Source organism: Pedobacter gandavensis, assembly GCF_014172405.1.
Taxonomy (GTDB): Bacteria; Bacteroidota; Bacteroidia; order Sphingobacteriales; family Sphingobacteriaceae; genus Pedobacter; species Pedobacter gandavensis.
In genome coordinates, this window is sequence record NZ_WNXC01000002.1 from 373,883 (window position 1) to 393,487 (window position 19,605).

At 37.7% G+C, this 19,605-nt stretch carries 25 protein-coding genes; 24 read left to right on the top strand and 1 reads right to left on the bottom strand.

The window, feature by feature from the left end:
* The first annotated feature begins 93 nt into the window (after positions 1 to 93).
* From GM920_RS09490 to GM920_RS09520, 7 genes are read left to right on the top strand one after another with little or no spacing between them, the layout of a single operon-like run.
* Entirely contained in the window at positions 94 to 1,002 is a 909-nt protein-coding gene (locus GM920_RS09490) for a MerR family transcriptional regulator (protein WP_182956225.1), read from the top strand.
* Positions 992 to 2,491, top strand: coding sequence for a phytoene desaturase family protein (locus GM920_RS09495; protein ID WP_182956228.1), 1,500 nt, complete (start codon positions 992 to 994; stop codon positions 2,489 to 2,491). The genes GM920_RS09490 and GM920_RS09495 overlap by 11 nt, the downstream gene beginning before the upstream one ends.
* Positions 2,492 to 2,493: 2 nt before the next feature.
* Complete coding sequence (locus tag GM920_RS09500; protein ID WP_182956231.1) at positions 2,494 to 3,330, top strand: phytoene/squalene synthase family protein; 837 nt, start codon at positions 2,494 to 2,496, stop codon at positions 3,328 to 3,330.
* Complete coding sequence (locus tag GM920_RS09505) at positions 3,327 to 3,830, top strand: hypothetical protein (protein WP_182956234.1); 504 nt, start codon at positions 3,327 to 3,329, stop codon at positions 3,828 to 3,830. The genes GM920_RS09500 and GM920_RS09505 overlap by 4 nt, the downstream gene beginning before the upstream one ends.
* A gap of 14 nt (positions 3,831 to 3,844) precedes the next feature.
* On the top strand, positions 3,845 to 4,366 hold the full coding sequence (idi, locus tag GM920_RS09510) for an isopentenyl-diphosphate Delta-isomerase (RefSeq protein WP_235964489.1): 522 nt from the start codon (positions 3,845 to 3,847) through the stop codon (positions 4,364 to 4,366).
* A complete protein-coding gene (locus GM920_RS09515) occupies positions 4,359 to 4,820 on the top strand; it encodes a sterol desaturase family protein (protein ID WP_182956240.1) in 462 nt (153 codons plus the stop codon). The genes idi and GM920_RS09515 overlap by 8 nt, the downstream gene beginning before the upstream one ends.
* Position 4,821: 1 nt before the next feature.
* Positions 4,822 to 5,985, top strand: a complete 1,164-nt coding sequence (locus GM920_RS09520) for a lycopene cyclase family protein (protein ID WP_182956243.1) — start codon at positions 4,822 to 4,824, stop codon at positions 5,983 to 5,985.
* Positions 5,986 to 6,155: 170 nt separating this feature from the next.
* Here GM920_RS09520 and GM920_RS09525 read toward each other — a convergent pair whose 3' ends face one another.
* Positions 6,156 to 6,542 (bottom strand): hypothetical protein, encoded by a 387-nt coding sequence (locus GM920_RS09525; protein ID WP_182956245.1) that lies wholly within the window; start codon positions 6,540 to 6,542, stop codon positions 6,156 to 6,158.
* Positions 6,543 to 6,730: 188 nt separating this feature from the next.
* Here GM920_RS09525 and GM920_RS09530 point away from each other — a divergent pair, with 188 nt between their 5' ends.
* The 17 genes from GM920_RS09530 (at position 6,731) to GM920_RS09610 (ending at position 19,601) form a co-directional block, all read left to right on the top strand.
* Positions 6,731 to 6,943: a hypothetical protein gene (locus tag GM920_RS09530; RefSeq protein ID WP_182956248.1), complete on the top strand. Its 213-nt coding sequence runs from the start codon at positions 6,731 to 6,733 to the stop codon at positions 6,941 to 6,943.
* The gene (locus GM920_RS09535) at positions 6,943 to 7,494 is read left to right on the top strand and encodes a LuxR C-terminal-related transcriptional regulator (protein WP_182956251.1); all 552 of its coding nucleotides are present in this window, start codon (positions 6,943 to 6,945) and stop codon (positions 7,492 to 7,494) included. Before GM920_RS09530 ends, GM920_RS09535 begins: the two co-directional genes overlap by 1 nt.
* Before the next feature lie 114 nt (positions 7,495 to 7,608).
* A complete protein-coding gene (locus tag GM920_RS09540) occupies positions 7,609 to 8,010 on the top strand; it encodes a hypothetical protein (protein ID WP_182956254.1) in 402 nt (133 codons plus the stop codon).
* Positions 8,011 to 8,402: 392 nt separating this feature from the next.
* Positions 8,403 to 8,687, top strand: a complete 285-nt coding sequence (locus GM920_RS09545) for a hypothetical protein (RefSeq protein WP_182956257.1) — start codon at positions 8,403 to 8,405, stop codon at positions 8,685 to 8,687.
* Positions 8,688 to 9,036: 349 nt separating this feature from the next.
* Entirely contained in the window at positions 9,037 to 9,759 is a 723-nt protein-coding gene (locus tag GM920_RS09550) for a DnaB-like helicase N-terminal domain-containing protein (RefSeq protein ID WP_182956260.1), read from the top strand.
* A 3-nt stretch (positions 9,760 to 9,762) separates the two neighbouring features.
* Positions 9,763 to 11,151 (top strand): DUF3987 domain-containing protein, encoded by a 1,389-nt coding sequence (locus GM920_RS09555; protein WP_182956263.1) that lies wholly within the window; start codon positions 9,763 to 9,765, stop codon positions 11,149 to 11,151.
* A 340-nt stretch (positions 11,152 to 11,491) separates the two neighbouring features.
* Positions 11,492 to 12,550: a nucleoid-associated protein gene (locus GM920_RS09560; protein WP_182956266.1), complete on the top strand. Its 1,059-nt coding sequence runs from the start codon at positions 11,492 to 11,494 to the stop codon at positions 12,548 to 12,550.
* Between the two features lie 42 nt (positions 12,551 to 12,592).
* Positions 12,593 to 13,042, top strand: a complete 450-nt coding sequence (locus tag GM920_RS09565) for a hypothetical protein (RefSeq protein WP_182956269.1) — start codon at positions 12,593 to 12,595, stop codon at positions 13,040 to 13,042.
* Between the two features lie 3 nt (positions 13,043 to 13,045).
* The gene (locus GM920_RS09570) at positions 13,046 to 13,438 is read left to right on the top strand and encodes a hypothetical protein (protein WP_182956272.1); all 393 of its coding nucleotides are present in this window, start codon (positions 13,046 to 13,048) and stop codon (positions 13,436 to 13,438) included.
* A gap of 1 nt (position 13,439) precedes the next feature.
* Complete coding sequence (locus GM920_RS09575; RefSeq protein ID WP_182956275.1) at positions 13,440 to 13,829, top strand: hypothetical protein; 390 nt, start codon at positions 13,440 to 13,442, stop codon at positions 13,827 to 13,829.
* A gap of 209 nt (positions 13,830 to 14,038) precedes the next feature.
* A complete protein-coding gene (locus GM920_RS09580; RefSeq protein WP_182956277.1) occupies positions 14,039 to 15,025 on the top strand; it encodes a reverse transcriptase/maturase family protein in 987 nt (328 codons plus the stop codon).
* Positions 15,026 to 15,323: 298 nt separating this feature from the next.
* Positions 15,324 to 15,575 carry a hypothetical protein gene (locus tag GM920_RS09585; RefSeq protein ID WP_182956280.1) on the top strand — a complete coding sequence of 84 codons (252 nt, stop codon included), beginning with the start codon at positions 15,324 to 15,326 and terminating at the stop codon, positions 15,573 to 15,575.
* Positions 15,576 to 15,753: 178 nt separating this feature from the next.
* A complete protein-coding gene (locus GM920_RS09590; RefSeq protein WP_182956283.1) occupies positions 15,754 to 16,212 on the top strand; it encodes a hypothetical protein in 459 nt (152 codons plus the stop codon).
* Positions 16,213 to 16,347: 135 nt separating this feature from the next.
* The gene (locus GM920_RS09595) at positions 16,348 to 16,794 is read left to right on the top strand and encodes a hypothetical protein (RefSeq protein WP_182956286.1); all 447 of its coding nucleotides are present in this window, start codon (positions 16,348 to 16,350) and stop codon (positions 16,792 to 16,794) included.
* A 42-nt stretch (positions 16,795 to 16,836) separates the two neighbouring features.
* A complete protein-coding gene (locus tag GM920_RS09600) occupies positions 16,837 to 18,120 on the top strand; it encodes a S49 family peptidase (protein ID WP_182956289.1) in 1,284 nt (427 codons plus the stop codon).
* Positions 18,121 to 18,134: 14 nt separating this feature from the next.
* Complete coding sequence (locus GM920_RS09605; RefSeq protein ID WP_182956291.1) at positions 18,135 to 19,088, top strand: hypothetical protein; 954 nt, start codon at positions 18,135 to 18,137, stop codon at positions 19,086 to 19,088.
* 54 nt (positions 19,089 to 19,142) lie between these two features.
* Entirely contained in the window at positions 19,143 to 19,601 is a 459-nt protein-coding gene (locus GM920_RS09610) for a hypothetical protein (protein WP_182956294.1), read from the top strand.
* The last annotated feature ends 4 nt before the right edge of the window (positions 19,602 to 19,605 follow it).

A 19,605-nucleotide genomic window follows, 5' to 3' on the forward strand; every position in this document is an offset into this window, starting at 1 on the left:
TTACAAACGGTTGAAAAACCTGCTTTATTGTTAGCAACATAGCTGAACTATTATAAATCCTGTTATATTTGTCCAGATTTTACATGATAAAATATGGACAAATATAAATACTCCATTTCTGATCTTGAGCAATTAAGCGGCATTCACGTTGATACGATTAGAATTTGGGAGCGCAGGTATAATGCCTTAACTCCCATGAGATCAGCGGGAAATACACGTCTTTACAATGACCAGCATTTACGAAGGCTGTTAAATATTGTAGGGTTGAGCCAATCGGGCATGAAAATCTCCCAAGTGTGTGCACTTTCGGATCAGCAGATTGATCAGCTTTTAAAAAAAGAAATTGACTACACCATTTCTTCCGATTCCAAAATCGAATATTACATTTCACAGCTACTTAAATATGGACTAGCTTACAATGAATTGAAATTTGATCAATTGATTACCAGCTGCATCGAAGAACTGGAAATGACCAGTACTTACAAAAATGTCCTTTACCCTTTGCTGGTAAGATTAGGTTTAATGTGGCGCAGAGATACTATTTGCCCAGCTCAGGAGCATTTTTTATCGAATATTATACGACAAAAATTATTTGTTGCCATAGATAAAATCCAAGTTAAAAATAAAACTACGGCTTCATGGTTACTCTTTTTACCGGAGGATGAAGACCATGACATCGGTTTACTTTTTGCTCAATACCTTTTAAAATCCGCTGGTCACCGGGTTATTTTCCTTGGAGGAAGGGTACCAATGGACTCCTTGAAAGACGCCATGGCTCACAATCAATCCGAACATATTTTATTATTTATGGTACGTTCCAGACCGGTAACCGATGCTCAAGCCTATTTAAACACATTAAGTGAAAATTTCAGCGGTTCAAAAATACACCTTGCTGGCAATTCCAAACTCCTTACTCAGCTACAATTGGCAGAAAACATAAACTGGTTTCAATCTATTGAGGGCTTCGAACAAACCATTAATCAATATCAGAATGTCAACTAAATTTAATGAAAAACAGCCCCGAATAGCCATTATAGGTTCAGGATTTGCTGGGATTAGTGCCGCTGCTTATCTAGCAAAGCAAGGTTATGAAGTAGATGTTTATGAAAAAAATGAAGACATTGGAGGAAGAGCCCGGCAACTCATTACCGACAATGGGTATATTTTCGATATGGGACCCAGCTGGTATTGGATGCCTGAAGTTTTTGAGCAATTTTTTAATGATTTTGGGTTTAAAGCCAGTGACTTTTATGAGTTAGATTTACTGGATCCTGGATTCAGTATTGTTTTCAAAAACAATGAGGTGCTGAGTATTCCAGCAAATTTCGAGGAATTATTAAAATTATTTGAACGCATCGAAGCTGGTAGTGCAGAGAAATTGAAAAGCTTCCTTGAGGAAGCCGAATACAAATACAAAATTGGCATCGGAAAACTTGTTTACAAGCCAGGGATTTCCTTAATGGAATTTGCAGATGCCGAGCTCATCAAAGGGATGTTTAAGCTTCAGGTATTTACTTCCTTTAGCACACACGTTAAAAAACACTTTAAAGACCCGAGACTGATTGCTCTGATGGAATTTCCCGTATTATTCCTTGGAGCGATGCCTGAAGAAACTCCTGCTTTATACAGCATGATGAACTATGCTGGGCTTAAATTGGGCAGCTGGTATCCGAAAGGTGGTTTTGGAAAAGTAATTCAGGCCATGAAAGTTGTTGCGGAACAACAAGGTGTAAAGTTTCATACAAATGCCCCTGTAACCGCTTTAAAAATTGCGGAAGAACAAGTTAAGGGGGTTCATTCGAGTATAGGAAGCAAGGATTATGATGGCGTCATTGCAGCGGCGGATTACCACCATATAGAGTCTCAAATATTGCCTCCTAATTATCGTAATTATTCCGAAAAATATTGGGAAAACAGGGTACTTGCTCCCTCCTCTTTAATCTTCTATATCGGCGTCAATACCCGAGTAAATCAGTTAAACCATCACACCTTATTCTTCGATGAGGATTTAAAACAACATGCACAAGAAATATACAAAACACCAAAATGGCCTTCAAAACCGCTATTCTATGTTTGTTGCCCAAGTGTAACTGATCCCAATGTTGCCCCTGAAGGTCACGAGAACTTGTTTATTTTAATGCCATTGGCTCCTGATGTAGCGGATCCAGAAGCCATTCGTGAACAATATTTTGACCTGATCATGGATCGGTTAGAAGCCTTTACCGGAACGCAAATCCGCAATCATTTGGATTATAAAAGGAGTTATTGTGTACGTGAATTCATTGAAGATTATAATTCTTATAAGGGGAATGCCTATGGACTTGCGAATACCCTGATGCAAACTGCTCATTTAAAACCTTCTATAAAGAATAAAAAACTAAACAACTTGTTTTATGCCGGACAACTTACTGTTCCAGGTCCAGGGGTTCCACCATCCATTATTTCAGGAAATGTGGCTGCCAAACAAATGATAAAATATTTCAATAGGTAACCATGAAAGATATATTTGACCAATTATCCGCTGATTGCAGTAAGATGATCACCAAGCGTTACAGCACTAGTTTTTCTTTGGGAATTTATTTCTTAAATGAGAAATTACGTCAACCTATTTATGCCATCTATGGCTTTGTACGCCTGGCAGATGAAATTGTAGATAGTTTTCATGACTATGATAAGAATTTCCTACTCGCTAAATTCAGAAGAGACTGTTTTGAGGCGATTAAAGATGGAATCAGTCTGAATCCTGCGCTCAATTCATTTCAACAAGTGGTTAATAACTATCATATTGACTTGAAACTAATAGATTTGTTTCTTGAAAGTATGGAGATGGACTTGCAACCGGAACTTTATACCACTGAAAAATATGATCGATACATTCTTGGATCTGCCCAGGTAGTGGGATTAATGTGCTTACATGTATTTACAGAAGGTGATCAACTGAAATATGAGGACTTAAAAGAATCTGCAATGAAGTTAGGCTCAGCCTTTCAAAAAGTAAATTTCTTAAGAGACATTAATGCGGATTATTATACCTTAAGTCGCAGTTATTTTCCTAATGTAGACTTATCATCCTTTTCTAATTTTGAAAAGAAAATCATTGAAGATGACATTGAGTTAGAGTTTAAATCGGCGTTAATCGGCATTCGTCAATTGCCAAATTCTTCCAAAAATGGTGTTTACCTGGCCTACGTTTATTACAAGGAGTTATTCAATAAAATTAAAAATTCGACGGCAGAAAAAGTCATGTCTGAGCGGATCAGAATTTCAAATGCGCATAAATTTGGGTTGATGTTTGACTCCATCATCCGCTACAAAACCAATATGATATGAAGTTATCTGTCTTATTAATTTTCTTATTATTCAGCATAAACATCTACGGTTCAAAACCAGAAATTCAAGAAGTAAGGATCCTCTTTGAGGCATCAGCAAAAAGTAAAACTGCTGCGGAGCAATTTTTAAAAATACTAGCTACAACAACGACCTCGGATCCTCCAATCTATCGTTGCTACCAGGGGGTTTCAGAGATGATGCAGGCAAAGTATGGTTTTAATCCCATCCACAAATTAAAAAGATTTAAAAGAGGCAAAACACTAATTGAAGAAGCGGTATCTAAAGCGCCTGAAGATGTAGAAATCAGATTTTTAAGATTTGTAATTCAGTCTAATCTACCTGCTATCCTCAACTATAATGAACATATCAATCAGGATAAACACTTTTTACTGGTAAATTTGAAAACGATAAAAGACAATAAATTAAAACAGAGCATTCTGAAGTATTTAGCGGATTGTAAAAACTGTACACCACAAGAAAGGAAAGGACTAATTGGATGATAGAAAAAGAAGAAATGGTAATATTAGTAGATGAGCATGATCATCCAATTGGGACTATGCCAAAACTAGAGGCGCATATTGCAGGGAAATTTCACAGGGCATTCTCAGTGTTCATCTTTAACAATCGCGGAGAGCTTTTACTTCAACAACGTGCTTTGGACAAGTATCATTCTGGAGGAAAATGGACCAATACCTGTTGTAGTCACCCCAGACCTGGCGAACTTACCGCAGCAGCTGCCAAAAGACGGTTACAGGAAGAAATGGGCATGGATTGTCAGTTAAACCCTATTTTCACTTTTTCCTATCGTGCTGAAGTTGAAAATGGATTGATAGAAAATGAGTTTGACCATGTTTTCTTCGGCAACAGCGATGTTTTACCTGTTCCCAACCCTGCAGAAGTAGCTGCTTACAAATACATCAGTATGGAGGCACTGGAGCTGAGTTTGACTGATAAAAATGAAGCATACACGGAATGGTTAAAAATATGTTTTGATCAGGTGATGGCACACTACCGTAGAATTTATGGGCATGGATAACTGGATCATCAACCTATTTATCACACTAGGCACTTTCATTTTTATGGAAGGTGTGGCTTGGTTTACACATAAATATGTCATGCATGGCTGGTTATGGGTTCTTCATAAAGATCACCATCAGAAAACACCTGATTTCTTTGAAAAGAATGATGCCTTCTTCTTGATATTTGCCAGTCCAAGTATCTTGTTATTTTTTTTCGGTTCGAGAGGGGAATTAAACTGGATGTTTTATATAGGGCTAGGTATTTTATTATATGGCATCGCTTATTTTATGATTCATGACGTGGTGATCCACCAGCGTTTCAAATGGTTTTCACGAAGTAACAACAAGTACATCAGAACTATCCGAAGAGCACATAAAATGCACCATAAACACCTTGGCAGGCATCATGGAGAATCCTTTGGGATGTTGTTTGCTAACCGGAAATATTGGCAGAAATCTCAAAAAAAGTAACATGGAACACTTTGATTATATCATTGCTGGAGGAGGATGTGCAGGGAGGAGTTTGGCTACACGCTTATTACCTTTTCTGAAAGCAAGGAATAAAAGGGTGTTGGTTGTGGACAAATCGACTAAAAAAGAAAATGATAAAACCTGGTGTTTCTGGGAAGATCGTACGGATATATTTGAACCTGTCGTCCAGCGAAAATGGAACCGGCTGTCGTTTTCAGGTTTATCCTACGATAAAGAACTGTCTATCCAGCCTTACTTTTACAAAATGATTCGCTCGGGCGATTTTTACCAGTATACGAATGATCTTTTGACTAACAGTCCACAGGTCAGCATTAAGCAAGGCGAGGTTCAAAATTTGTATTCAGAAGATAAAAAAGCGATAGTGACCATTGATGGTGTTCTTTACAGCGCTGATTATGTTTTCAGTAGCATTCCACAAGCCCAGGAGAAAGATTCGCAGCGTTATCAATATTTATTACAGCATTTTAATGGTTGGGTGATTGAAACAACAGCCGATACTTTTGATCCTTCATGTGCCACCTTAATGGACTTTAATACCAGTCAGCATGCAGGAACATCCTTTTTTTATGTCTTACCCTTAAGTCCAAGGCGGGCTTTAATTGAGTACACGCTATTTTCCGAAGAAGTTTTACCTACTGCCAGTTATACTGCTGCACTGGAGAAGTATATTCGGGAGCAAATAAACTGCGATCATTACACCATTTTAGAAAAGGAGCAAGGAGTTATTCCTATGTCCGACCATCCGATCAAAAGAGAAGACGGTCGTATCATCTATCTTGGTACTGCCGGAGGCTTTACTAAAGGATCAACAGGTTATACCTTCCGCTTCATTCAGAAACATACCAGCGCTATCGTTGAAAAACTATATAGGTCTGGACATCCACGTGTTCCTCCAATCTCCTCCTTCAGATTTCCCATTTATGATGGCGTACTTTTGCACTTACTGAATAGTAAACGTCTGTCTGGAGTTGAAATATTTACGACCATGTTTAAGAAAAACCATCCTGTTAAAATATTGAAATTCCTTGATAATGAGACTTCCATATTTGAAGAACTGCTAATTTTCAATACTCTTCAAAAAAAGGAATTTGCTATGGCTTTATGGAAGCGGACGTTAAAGCTGATGAAAGCAGATTCACTGTGATCAAGACATAAAAAAACCGGAATTGAATTATTCAACTCCGGTCAGTATCCAGAAGCAAAATAACATACACTTCATAATTAATTGTATTTCAGTTTATTATAAATAATGTCGGAGTTAATGACTTAGTAAATGAAAAATACTTAGTCAGAAAAATGATTATTTAGGCTACTCTATGTCAATTTAAACCCTAATTGCTCGCCAATATCATTTACTTGGGTTACGAATGCACCCAGATTATTAGCATCGTCCATGCTATATTTTACCTCAATTTTAAAAGTAAATTCATGTTTCTTATTTTTATTTAAAAGAGATTTCTCCTTCGAAATTTCTTCACTTGGCCCTTTACTACCATTTGGGTGTAGTGGATTAAACAGCTCAAAAAAATTGAATTCTAACATTTTGGATAGCTTCCATAGTTGAGACACTAGTATATCATTACTATCCAAAATCTTGTACATATTTCGTCTTCCTGTACCCAATTCATCAGCTAACTCAACAGTTGATTTCTTTCTTTCTTTTGCTTTAGCCTTTATGAGTTCCCCTATGTGCATTTCCATTGCACAAATTTTGAATAAAATATTCATTTGATAATCAATAAGTTGTGAATTATTAAGACACATCATGTGTCTTTATTTTGCAATTGTGAATTATTAGTGCATATATTTGAACTGTGAGTTCACTCACAAATTAACACACAAAAAAACACATACAAAATCACATATAACTGTGAATATGACTGAGTAACATGAAAAAAAGAGATCTAAATAAGATTAGAAAAAATCTTCCAAAGCATTGGAAAGAAGAACTATCAGTTCAATCTAATCGAAGTACTTCACTAGTAGAAAAGGTTATGCTTGGAATAAGGAAAAATGTACTTATAGTTCAATTATCAATTACTCTCTGTACCCTATCTGATGAAATTAAAAAAGAACTATACCAAAAATTAAAAGAAGACTGATGATAACAAATACATTGATTCCAGATGCCTTAATTAAACCTTCCTTTGAATTTTTTAGTGACGGAATAAAAACACATCAGTTATTTAATGGTCAGGTTTCTGAAATCGAAGACCTACCTGCCATACTAAAAAAAGCCTTATTTACTGAAATTTCATTTGATCCATGCGTGCAGAGAGGGCTCAATAAATTGGGAATTAAAAATCCAGATGAAATGCTTCTTAAGTTTTTCGATTGTAATTATTCATCATTCGATGGCACCGCTGATCTTTCAGAATCTGGTGAATTAGGCCCCAAAGAATTCATCCATTGTAGTCAAAGAGGGAAATGTTTAGGTGAGGGGCTAATTTGTAGGTTTCCAAATGACTTAACTAAACGAGAATTTGAAGTAGTTACCAGGATAGCTATTGGACAAATGGATGCTCAGATCTGCGGGGAACTATTTATCACTCAGAATACACTCAGAACTCATAAAAACAATATTGAATTAAAAATTGGTGGCTTTGGAAAACCATTTATGGCATCATGGGCAGCAAAAAACAACCTCATTTAAAATCACGGTCGTTCATACAAGCCTTTAAGAATACAGACTCATAGGCTGAACTGGTATACCACCTGGTTACCGTGTACCAGGTGGTTAATTTAATGAGACAATTAAAAAATGATTATGATAATCGCAGACATTGTACCACAAAGTGAGAATCTATTTTTCGTACGATTCTCTGATCCAAATGAAGATTTTGGAAACAAACCTTACTTCACTGTTAAAAGCATAGAGGAGGTAAAAAGGAGAATGTACTTCCATAACCGGTTGTATGTAGTAGAAAAATTAAAAAGCTGGTTAAAGCAACGTCTTTATGCGATGCCATCTTCAGAAAAAGAGATCAGTTTGCTCCTTTGTTGGATCTCTGAAATTGAAAAAAGAGGCTTCACATATATCTGTGATTTCATAAAGAGGAAGCGACTAAACTTCGAAAGCATCGCACCTGCAGAAAGTAGTAAATACTTCAATTATTATACAAAGACTATTGTTCCAATTCTAAAATTTTGCGCTGAAGAATATGGTTAATCATCAACTGGTCAACGACCTATTAAGGACAATCAGGGAAGATGATTGCTGTATAACATGGCTCAAATCAAGAATTAAGACAGCTCCAAAATTGGAAAAAACAGATAAACTAAAGCTAGACCTTAATCTAGCGATTGAGGAAAAAAAAGAAAATGAAAAGATTCTGATCCGGTATTACCTATTGGGGATTTCAGATGAACAACTATACAAAGACATTCAACGGTAGCAGTTTATAGAAGGTTGGGCTATTCCCGGAAACCGTTGCCGGGAAAACAAAAAAAAGGGTGCTTACTCCCTAATGAATTGAAGTAAGTTCTTAAATCCTGCTTAAATGAATGGATTATAAGCGCGACACTGGAAACGGTTCGCGCTTAAGGTAGTAAAACAGAATTATGAAATTAATCTTACTGGGTAAATCCCGCAATGGAAAGAAGTCATTTAACCTGGTATCAGAAGATCAGCTTGGTTATAACATCACCTGCAAAGATAAGGAAGGTGAAGTCTCATTTAACAACCTGACAGCTATTGAATGGGGGTTAAATGGGAAAAGGATTTATATAGTTCCAAAGAGCTTTAAAGATCATTTCGATTTTACCAGATACGACCTGGTGGTCATAAGTAAGGCTCCAAAGTTAGAGGAAGATGGTTTTACCCATTACCTAAATGAAAATAATTAAACACCTGCCCTGCTATAATAATAGCGGGGTTTTGAGGTGCCAGGATAATCAACTGACCATAGATTATGAAAGAAATTACGGAAGAAAAGACCATCACATTACTCAGCTTCCTTGCCAAGGTAACGGTAATAGTTCTAATGATCGGATCCTGTTTTTGGATCGTAGTAAAATTTGTCCAGGCAGTAAAAAATTATAACACAAAATATGCGCAACATTAAAGATAAAATCATAATTGGGATATGTATAGTAATCGCTGTCACCTATCTGTTTGTACAGCTGTATGCTATCTACAGCTATATTTTCAAATCACAATAGCTTTTTTCCAATAACCTTTAACCAACATACTTTTATGCACAATCGATTAGAAATTGAACAATCAATTTTAGGAGCAATCATATACTACAATGGCTATTCACAAGTAGCCCACGTCCTATCTGCAAATAATTTCAGCTCTAAAAATGAAGGTTTTAACAGGAACAAGGAAATTTTTGAAACTGTGGTTGGCATGTACCCGAATCGGCCAATTGACTTTATATCTATTGCACATGAGGTACGTATTAAATATCCAAATGATCCGGACATAATGCAAACGCTTCATAATGTTGGTCATAAGGTAGGTGGAACAGCAAACATATCCTACTGGGCATTTATACTACTGCAGATTGATATATCTGACAAGTTTAGAGATCAGCTTGCAACATGGAGATCAAAAAGAGAAAAAGATTTGGATTATGTAGAAGCTGGAGCTCTCAAAGAAATTATTGAGAATATAATCCCTGGCACAGACATATTTGAGCTTATTGAGGATAGCAACAGGTACTTCAAACACCTGGATATGCAAGAAGAACTAACACTTTCCTTGAAATTCTATCAGCAGCTAGTTCAAAAGATCAAATCTGTGAAAACTATGAATTCAATACAGGTAGCATTGGGGTACATACTCAAGATCAGTGAAGCATCCCCACAAGTTCGCTATGAATGCGAGGCCTTTGCAAAAGCCATTGCCATCATGGTAAGCTCAAATAATACCAGACCAAACTACACCGAGGCTGCTAACCTTATTTCAAATTAAGATATGGGATTTAACGACTTTTTAATCAATAACAAAAGCTCTGAGGTTAGTACCGCCTCCACCGAAGACATCGTAAAAGAACTTCGGAAACGAGAAGGCCCACAGAATATATTCCCACTGGAAATTTTCAACTCTAAAATAAAGCCATTTATCAATGAGCTCCACGTGCAGTATGATATTCCCAGATCTTACATAGGATTATCGATGCTGCTATCCTATAGCACCGCCATAGGCACCGCATTCGCAGTCTCAAGGAATGGATCTGACCGCATGTACCTCTCATTGTGGGGTTGCATGAATGGAATATCATCCTCTGGAAAAAGTTACGCGCTTGATATGTGTCTAAAGCCATTAAATGACATTCAGGATGAGTTTGATGAAGAGTGGGATGAAAAGACAGAAAGCATGACCGATGAACGACGTATGGCCATGAAGCTACATACTATTATATACCGTGATGCCTACATCCCTACATTAATTAGGTACATCATGCCAGTTAATCCCAAAGGAGTTCTAAAAGAAAGTGATGAAATTCTGGAGTGGATCAATGGTCTGAACGCCATGGGGAAAAAAGAAAGTACAGATGAACAGTTCTGGTTAAGTGCCTGGAATGGTCGGAAATACTCAGCGGTAAGATCTTCAAATGTAAAAATCAACATACCTCGAGTCTTCTCTAATGTGATCGGTGGTATACAACCGAAACTACTCTACAAGCTATTTAAAAATGAGCGTGGCGACAGTGGCTTCATCTTCAGGGTATTATTTGCATGCCCAGAGGAATACAAGATTGCAAGACCGGTACCTGGTTATGATATCCCTATTGAATATAAAGAGATGCACAAGAAACATCTTGAAAAGCTTTATAAATGTCTTCCAGTTGAAAATGGTTATCAAGAACCAAAGATCTGCACAGTAACTAAAGAAGCTCTCAAACTAATTGGTGAATGGGAAAGTAAGAAGATCAACATGATCAACAATATTCCTGATGTAAATGAAATGAATATACACTCAGGAATCTTAGGTAAGATGAAAGAATACACCTACCGTTTTGCAGGAATATTGGCTATAACCGATTATGCATACAACATGGATCATGATCAGACATACTTTAAAGATGAGGTACCCATTACTGCAGATGTAATGACCAGGGCTTTAAAGGCAGCAAATTACTTCTACACATCCGCGGTAGCTGTTTATGAAGCTGTAGACAGCTCAGTAACAGCGCCCATGAATATTCTTTACCTGGCTACTTTATTTAAGATGGGTAAATCAATCTCCCAGATGGCCGGAATAATTCTCGGTGACGAGAAAAAAAAGAGCACAATGCAGAGAACATTAAAAAAAGCGATACACGATTACCCAAAAGTATTTGGAGCCGTTAATCACCAATAAAAAACTGGAACGCTAAAAAACAAAAAACACAAACATAACTTTTTAAAAATGAAACACTTACAGATAAATCAGCCGTTCCAAATCGTTCCAAATAATGCGCACAGCATGTTTAAAGGCGGTTTTTTCGTTCCACTTTTTGGAACGATAGCGTTCCAAAAAGTGGAACGGTGTCCTTTCTGATTATCAACAAGTTACAGTACAACTGGAACGCTTTCGGAACGCGTTTTAACGTCTTAACAGATTGAAAAACAAGCAGTTGAATCGTAAAATATTAAAAAACACCGTTCCACAATATTTAACACCTATTAAATCAAACAATTAACATTTTAAATCAATCATTATGATCTCATTTTTTGAAGCTTCATTATCCAGTTTATCAGTCCACAGAGTAGGAAATAAATGCATGGATGAATTCTATTTTCTATCGGAAGCACCTATCCCGGTTACCCCGGAACAATCAGGGCACCTTATGAGTTACTTCCTTTCCCCATTCCAGAAAGTGAATGAGACATTCAATTTTTACCATCCAAGTGATTTATTGGAAATGAACGAGGTATATAATTATGCCAAAGACATTTTTAAGAGTATTGGCAATATGGGAGAGTTACATAGTATCAGCAAAAACTTAGCTGTTCTCCTTTATGAGATTTCCAGTCATCCAAAGATCAAATCTGGAGAACTATATATTGCTCAGTTTGAAAATGTACAGATGGAAGGGGAATTGTTTAGTGCTATCGGAATTTTTAAATCTGAGACTAAAGAAACCTATTTGACAGTAAATCCAAACCGAGAAGGTTTTGATCTTTCATTTGAGCCCAATGCAATTAACATGGATCGCCTGGACAAAGGCTGCCTAATTTTCAACTCTGATACCGAAAAAGGCTTCAAAGTAGTTTGCATTGATCAATCTTCAGCAAAAGATTCCCGCTTCTGGAAAGATGATTATTTACAATTGAAGGTTGTCAATAATAGGTATCATCAAACCGAATCTATTTTACAGATATGCAAAAACTTTGTAATAAATAAACTGGATGAGGATTTTGATATTTCAAAAGCTGACAAGATAGACCTGCTTAACCGGTCATTGAAGTACTTCAAAGAAAAAGAAAGCTTTGATCTGGAAGAATTTACCAACGAGGTGATTTGCAGTTCAGATGCAATTGAGTTGTTTAAATCATACAAAAAGACAACGGAGTCTGATTTTGACCTTTCAATCCCGGATACGTTCGAAATTTCTGATCAGGCGGTAAAGAAGCAAGCAAAGTCTTATAAAAGCACTATTAAGCTGGACAAAAACTTCCAGATAAATATCAGTGGAAATAAAGACCTAATTGAAAAAGGCTTTGATGATGATAAAGGTATGAACTTTTATAAAGTTTATTTCAGCGAAGAGGTTTAAAGACCAATCAAATACACGTGTATAACTAACAAAAAAATAAATATGAAACTAGAAGTTTATGTAAATGGCCAGCCAACAGAAATATTATTGACTGCCACTCAAGTTGACCAGGTTAAAAAGTTCAATATGCCAATTATGGATAGGATCCAGACTCTTCTGGATGCGTTGGATTACAATGGAGAAACCATGGAGCAGTTCAATTGGAGAACTGAACGGGACACTGATCAGCAGAAGGCAGATAAAGAATGGGAGGCAATTTGTTTGGCATTAAGGGAGGGAAAAGAACTTGAAATGGGAGCTAAATGGTACTATCCATATGCACTAAAGCCAGAGGCTGGTTCGGGTTCTGGGTTTTCGTACGGCGGCTACGGCTGCGCCTACGTCTGCTCGGGTGTCGGTGCCCGCCACTCACTTGACACATCTGAGAAAGCCATATATGCTGGCAAACAGTTCATTTCAATTCTAACAAGACGTTTTTCACCTAAAAATTAAACCATGAATATTGCATCATTCGAATCTGCCTGTAAATTACTTAAAAAAGCAACCGGGATAGATTACTCCCAACTTCCTATTGTTGAGAACATCCCTGAACACCTACGTACCCCAGTAGTATCTCAGTATAAATTATGGGTTATAGCTGAGGCATCCAGAGAAGGGAAAAAATTATCAAGAGGCTATTATCCTTGGTTCTGGCTAGATAGAGCTGGTTCGGGTTCTGGGTTTTCGTACGACGGCTGCTTCTACGGCCGCGTCAGCTCGGCTGTCGGTGCCCGCCTCGAATTTCCTGATTCAGATTCAGCAATCTATGCAGGTAAAAAACATCAAGACCTATATAAAGATGTAATGGTCATTAAAGAAACCGAATATTTAACCTCAAAAACCAAATAAAATGAATTTCATCGAAGAAGTAAAAAGTTACGAAGATATCTGTAAAATCCTCAACCTTGATCCAAACCTTGAACCAGACGTATCTGCATATGATGATGAGGATAAAGATGCTGCTGTTTCCATATTTAGACTATGGAAAGCAAATAAGGCCGCTTGGAATGGTGAAGTCATTGATTGGAACAATTTCAGCCAACGAAAATATGAGGTTTGGTGTGACTTAAGTGATGAAGCTGGTTCGGGTTCTGGGTTTTCGTCCTTCGACTACTTCTACGACCACGGCTGCTCGTTTGTCGGTGCCCGCCTCGTTTGGCCAAGCTATGAAATTGGTCGTCACCTTGTAAAAATAATGGAGCAGGATTTCATAAACATGATGAAAATACCTAAAAAATAATGGATAAGGTTGCATGCTGCTAGCTGGTTCAGGTTCTAGGTTTTCGTACAACGACTACAACTACGACAACGACAACTCGAATGTCAGTGCCCACATTGCTTCAAAAATATTGATCAGCACGAACCATGCCTCTTGGCAAAAAACAACAAATAACTTAAAGGGCGTTGGTAGCCATCAGGCGAACACGACCTACAAAGCAAAGGCTTAACATGAAAAGAAAAGGCAACCTATACGATCAAATGTGCAGCATAGACAACATATTGTTGGCTGATTCAATTGCTCGCAGGGGTAAATCAAGACAATCAGGAGTAATAAACTTCGATAAGAATTACGATCAGAATATTGCGGATCTGTACAGAGAACTTGTAACAAACACATATAAGACTTCCCCATACAGAACCAGGATCATAAATGAAGGTAAGGAACGTAAAATATCAATCCTTCCTTACCGAGATAGAGTTATACAGCATAATGCAATGATTGTCCTTGAACCAATATTCGTTTCCACATTCACTACTGATACCTATAGCTGTATAAAAGGCAAAGGTATTCATGATGCCAGCTGGTCACTGCAGAAAGCGTTGAAGGATGTTGAAGGCACAACATACTGCCTGAAGATGGACATCACTAAATTTTATCCTTCAGTGGATCACGACATTTTGAAGGTTCTTCTGAGAAAGAAGATCAAGGATAAAGAAATGCTGCACCTGTTGGACGGGATCATTGATAGTGCTCCTGGACTTCCGATCGGGAATTATTTGAGTCAATATTTTGCCAATTTTTACCTGACATACTTTGATCACTGGATTAAAGAGCAAAAAGCAGTAAAATATTACTTCCGGTATGCTGATGATATCGTAATACTACATTCTGATAAGGCTTATTTGCAAAGAGCTTTAGCTGGAATAACTAAATACCTGGATCAACGCCTAAAGCTGAAGGTAAAAGGTAATTGGCAAATCTTCCCTGTAAAGTCAAGAGGAATAGATTTCGTTGGGTACGTCCATTACCACACTCATTTGCTCATGAGAAAATCAATCAAAAAGAATTTTGCCAGGAAAGTGGCAAAAGGAATTAATAAATTATCGCTTGCATCCTATTTAGGCTGGGCCAAGCATTGTAATAGCCGTCACTTAATAAGAAAACTAGCGCCTCAATATGAAAAAATTCTCAAGCCTCGGGATAGAGCAGCCTGACAAATTTAAAGGAGATAAAATTGATATCTATGATGTCCTAAATAAGGAAATAGTGATCCAAGCATTTAAAATAGGTCCGTCAAAATTTACAGATAAAGGTAGTGGGATCAGATTAGATCTACAGATTACACTAGACAATATTGATCGAGTATTATGGACTGGATCAATAATCTTAATGGATCAGATTAAACAAGTAAATACTGAAGATTTCCCTTTCACAACAACAATCATTAAACTAAATCCCAAGGGATTCAAATTTACCTAATGAAAAAACCATGTTCAACCAAATAACAAGATCATGATCACAAAATCACTAATCCAAATAATGCTAAACGATGGCTATTATTCAACAATGAATATAGATCCAATGAAACACCATGGCTACAATGAAACAATAGAATTATTGACCGAAGTTTTAGAAGAAATTGAGGTAGAGTGTCTTTTAAGACCGCAGGACATAGATAAACTTTTGGATCATCGTAACAGTATAAGCAAACGATTGTACACACTTGAAGCCGATAAAAGAAATTCTATGCCATCTGTTCATTAGTTACAAATTAATTCAATAAAGCCTTTCAGAAATGAAGGGTTTTATTGTTAATAATAAAAAATACAAACACTTAAATTACAATTAATCTATAATATAGTGTATTATTTTGCTATTTTTACAACAGCCCAAAGACCTTCTTGAAATAAACTGCGCAACTAACTAAATTAATGTGCGCTGCATGAATATTGAGATAAAAATCGCTGTAAAACCAATCGTAAAAAAATACCTATCCGCAAAAGTCAAGACGGATCCAATGATTCTCTCCAAAACCAATACATACGGAATTTTTCTATACAATTGCCTTGTTCGAATCAGCGGCAAGGTCAGGGCGTGTCTTGTAGGAGTCGATACCGAAAAATATCCAGAAATCCTGAAAGTGGTTATCTCCGAAGATATGTGGCAGAGACGTGGTTGGTATCTACATCCTCAAAAACAAACCGATTTTAATAATCTCATCACCAAAATGCTGGATAATGAATTTCATTACTACATGGATATCCAAACTCAGGAGTTAAATCAGAAAATTTACCCCTCCTTTTTAAGGTTCCGAGAAAAATTTGACTTCACTGAAGACGATTTGCCTATCAAAACCATGGAAAAAAACTACCAACGCTACAGAACATCACTAAGCGCCTGATAATCAGCTAAAAAAAATCGTTGGATTATTTGTCTGATTTTATTCTCAGTGCTCAAAGCACTGATTGTCGTTTATTTTTTGACCGAATTCCCATTCTTTTGGACCATGATCAATCACTTTCCAAAAAACCCTAAGATGAACGTAGGTGGAAATTCCTCCTTTACCTTCATTCCTGTTTACCTGGTAGTTTCTTTACCACCAATTCAGGGTAAGCTTATCACCAGTCCAGTAGTATTGTCCCCTGGACAGAATATGCTCAACGGGTACTCTACCCTGGAAGAGCTTGATTTCAAAGAAACTCAGAAGGACGAAGACGATGGTCCATTTTATCAAATTGATATTTCTGGATTTATGCCTGGTGACAGCCCTGATCTAATAGATCTCATGGAAAATATGGAGATGGTTAGACATCTTGTAATTGTCAAGGATAATTTGAACCAGAAACGCTTGGTTGGATATAATGCACCACTCTCTTTTAGGGCAACTTTTCAATCAGGAAGCAAACCCGGAGAAGCCCGAGGGTATAAATATTCCTTCTCCGGGCTAAGTGCTAAACGATCTCCAGTTTATAGGTTGGGATAAGTGTCGTTTTTTAGGCACCTGGGCTAATGCATCTTCGTGCTTATGATTAATCAAGCACTGATATCAGAGATATTTAACCAGCCATGGAGCATCGAGAAGCAATATGCACAAGGACTCGCTATGTCTGCAATGGGCGTTTACCGTTCCGGGATAAGACCAGCTGCTGCTGCAAAAATGGAAACTGCGTATGCATTAACTCAATCTGACAGGTCTAGATCAGAAAAGGAAATACAACCAGGATCTATCGGTGTCGTTACTATTGACGGGCCCATCGTAAAGAATTCAGATTACTGGTATGGAATAAAAGGAACTGAAGATGCTGCAGCTGAGTTGCTGGAAATGGATAATAATCCAAATACCATAGGAAATATCCTTGTTCTGAATAGTGGTGGTGGCGCTGTATATGCCATTAAACCAATCACTGATATTATTGAGAATTTAAGTAAGCCATTACTCATTTATTCAAAGGAATACTTGTGTAGTGCTGCTTTCCGTATTGCTGCCCATGGGGCATACATCATGGTTTACCACCCTCAGGCCATTATCGGAAGCATTGGAACGATGTCAACATTCTCCAATATGCAACCAATGCTGGAGAAATGGGGAATGGAGTTTCATGAAATCTATGCCACTTTATCTACGCTCAAAAACAAAACCTTCAATGATGCCTTGGAAGGCAATTACGAACGTATGCGTGAACGTATGCTAGATCCAATGAACTTGGACTTTGTTTCCGATATCAAGGAACTACGCGGAGGCAAAATTTCTACTAAAGAAGCTGGCATCTATGCCGGTGAAACATTCATGGCAACTGAAGCACTGCATCTTGGACTTATTGATGAGATAGGATCCTTTGATGCTGCAATCCAAAAAGTAATTGAGTTAGCGCAAAACACCTCACAAAATAAAAATACCACGAATATGAAGTTTGAAAAAATCACGGCTTTGGCCGGAAAAACTGAGCCAACTCAAGAAGAGCTGGACCAGGCTAATGCTGAATTGACCCAGGCCGGAGTAACCGGTGTTACGCTAGTTGCTGAAACATTGATCACTGAGGCAGCCAATGTCACTAAAGAACGTGATACCCTAGCCGCTGAAAAAATCACTTTAACAAGTGATCTGGCTACGGTGAATACTTCACTTACTTCAGCTCAGGCGGAGAATACAACACTTAAAGCAAAGCTTGCCCAGGGACCTGCATCAGTAGCACCGGTAATTGAATCAAAGGATCCTGTAACGGAAAAGACTGCTGATCAAATTACTGCAGAAGAGATCGCATCTCTACCTCACAACCAAGCGATCGCCAATAACCCAATTTTTAACTAAATAACCTCTATAGAATGATTATAGCAGATATCATTGCCGAATTTGGAGCCTATTACATCAAGAACGATAGTAATATGGCTCGCCTGGTTAAGCAATTAAACAGGCAAAGTAAAACGGATACTGTTTTAACGCCATTTTTCACTGACGACACAATTTACCGTGCCTCTGAAGGACGAATGGGACGTGTATTGCAGCCATTCCAAAAAGCATGGACTCCTATTGGAACAATCAAATTTGTACCAGTAGCGATCGAGATGTTCAAAATGAAGGTGGATACTCAGGAGTACCCGGATGATCTTGAAGGAACCTGGTTAGGGTTTTTAGCTGGTGATCAGATTAACCGTGCTGAATGGCCATTTGTTAGGTGGTTTATCGAAGTGTATCTATTGCCTCAGGCATTAGAGGATTACGAAATGAACGAGATTTACAAAGGTGTATTTGCTGCTCCAACACCTGGTACAGCAGGAGCTGCTGGTACTTCAATGAACGGAATCAGAAAAGCGATTAATGATCAGGTAACCGCTGGCCGTATCTCTCCAATTGTCATGGGAGCAATGCCAAGTACACAGGATGATGCTCTTGTAGATTACATCGAAAAATTCGTGGATAGTATTGATAAACGTTATTGGAACATTCCAATGCAGCTGGCTGTACAGGAGGCTGGAGAAAGAGCGTTCAGAAGAGCATTAAGAGCTAAGTATGGTCAGAATACTGATTTTGCCGGCACTTCTACACTTGTTCCTGAAACGAATATCACAATCGTTGGCCTTCCGTCAATGAATGGATCTGGGAAGATCTGGTGTACTCCTCAATCGAATGCACTTCACCTTAAAAAGAAAACTCAAAACCAGAAGAACGTTCAGATTGAAAATGTAGATCGTCTGGTTAAGATGTACACAGATTGGCATAGCGGGGTTGGTTTTGTAATTCCAGAACTAGTTTGGACCAATGACCAGGACCTGGTTTAATTAACTCATTTTTTATTGTCCCGGCTTTGTCCGGGACTTTTAATACACAACACAATGGCTAAGGAAGAAACTTTAGAAGAAAAAATAACCCGCCTGGAGGCAGAGAAACAAACTGCGATTTTGGGAAAAACTACTGCTGAAAGTGCACTTAAAACAACGGAAGAAACTCATCAAATCCTTGTTTCTGGACTGGAGGCTGAAAAACAAACCGCTATTGAAGGAAAAGCTGCTGCAGAGAATTCTCTTGAATTATTGCAGGAAAAACACAGTGGTCTTCTTTTAGATTCAAGCAATGAAATTGCACGATTGAGTAAAGAACTTGATTCTGCAAAATCAGATGCTGCAGAGTCAAAATTGACCACAACAGTGGATGGACAGAAATATCAGGTCGTTGGTAAATCTTTCAATGTTCCTGGTAAGGGCGTGATGACTGTGTTTGAGATTTTAAAGGACAAGGCTCTATTAAAGGACCTGGTTAACAAGGGTGTTGGATTCATTATTCCGACATCGTAACAAG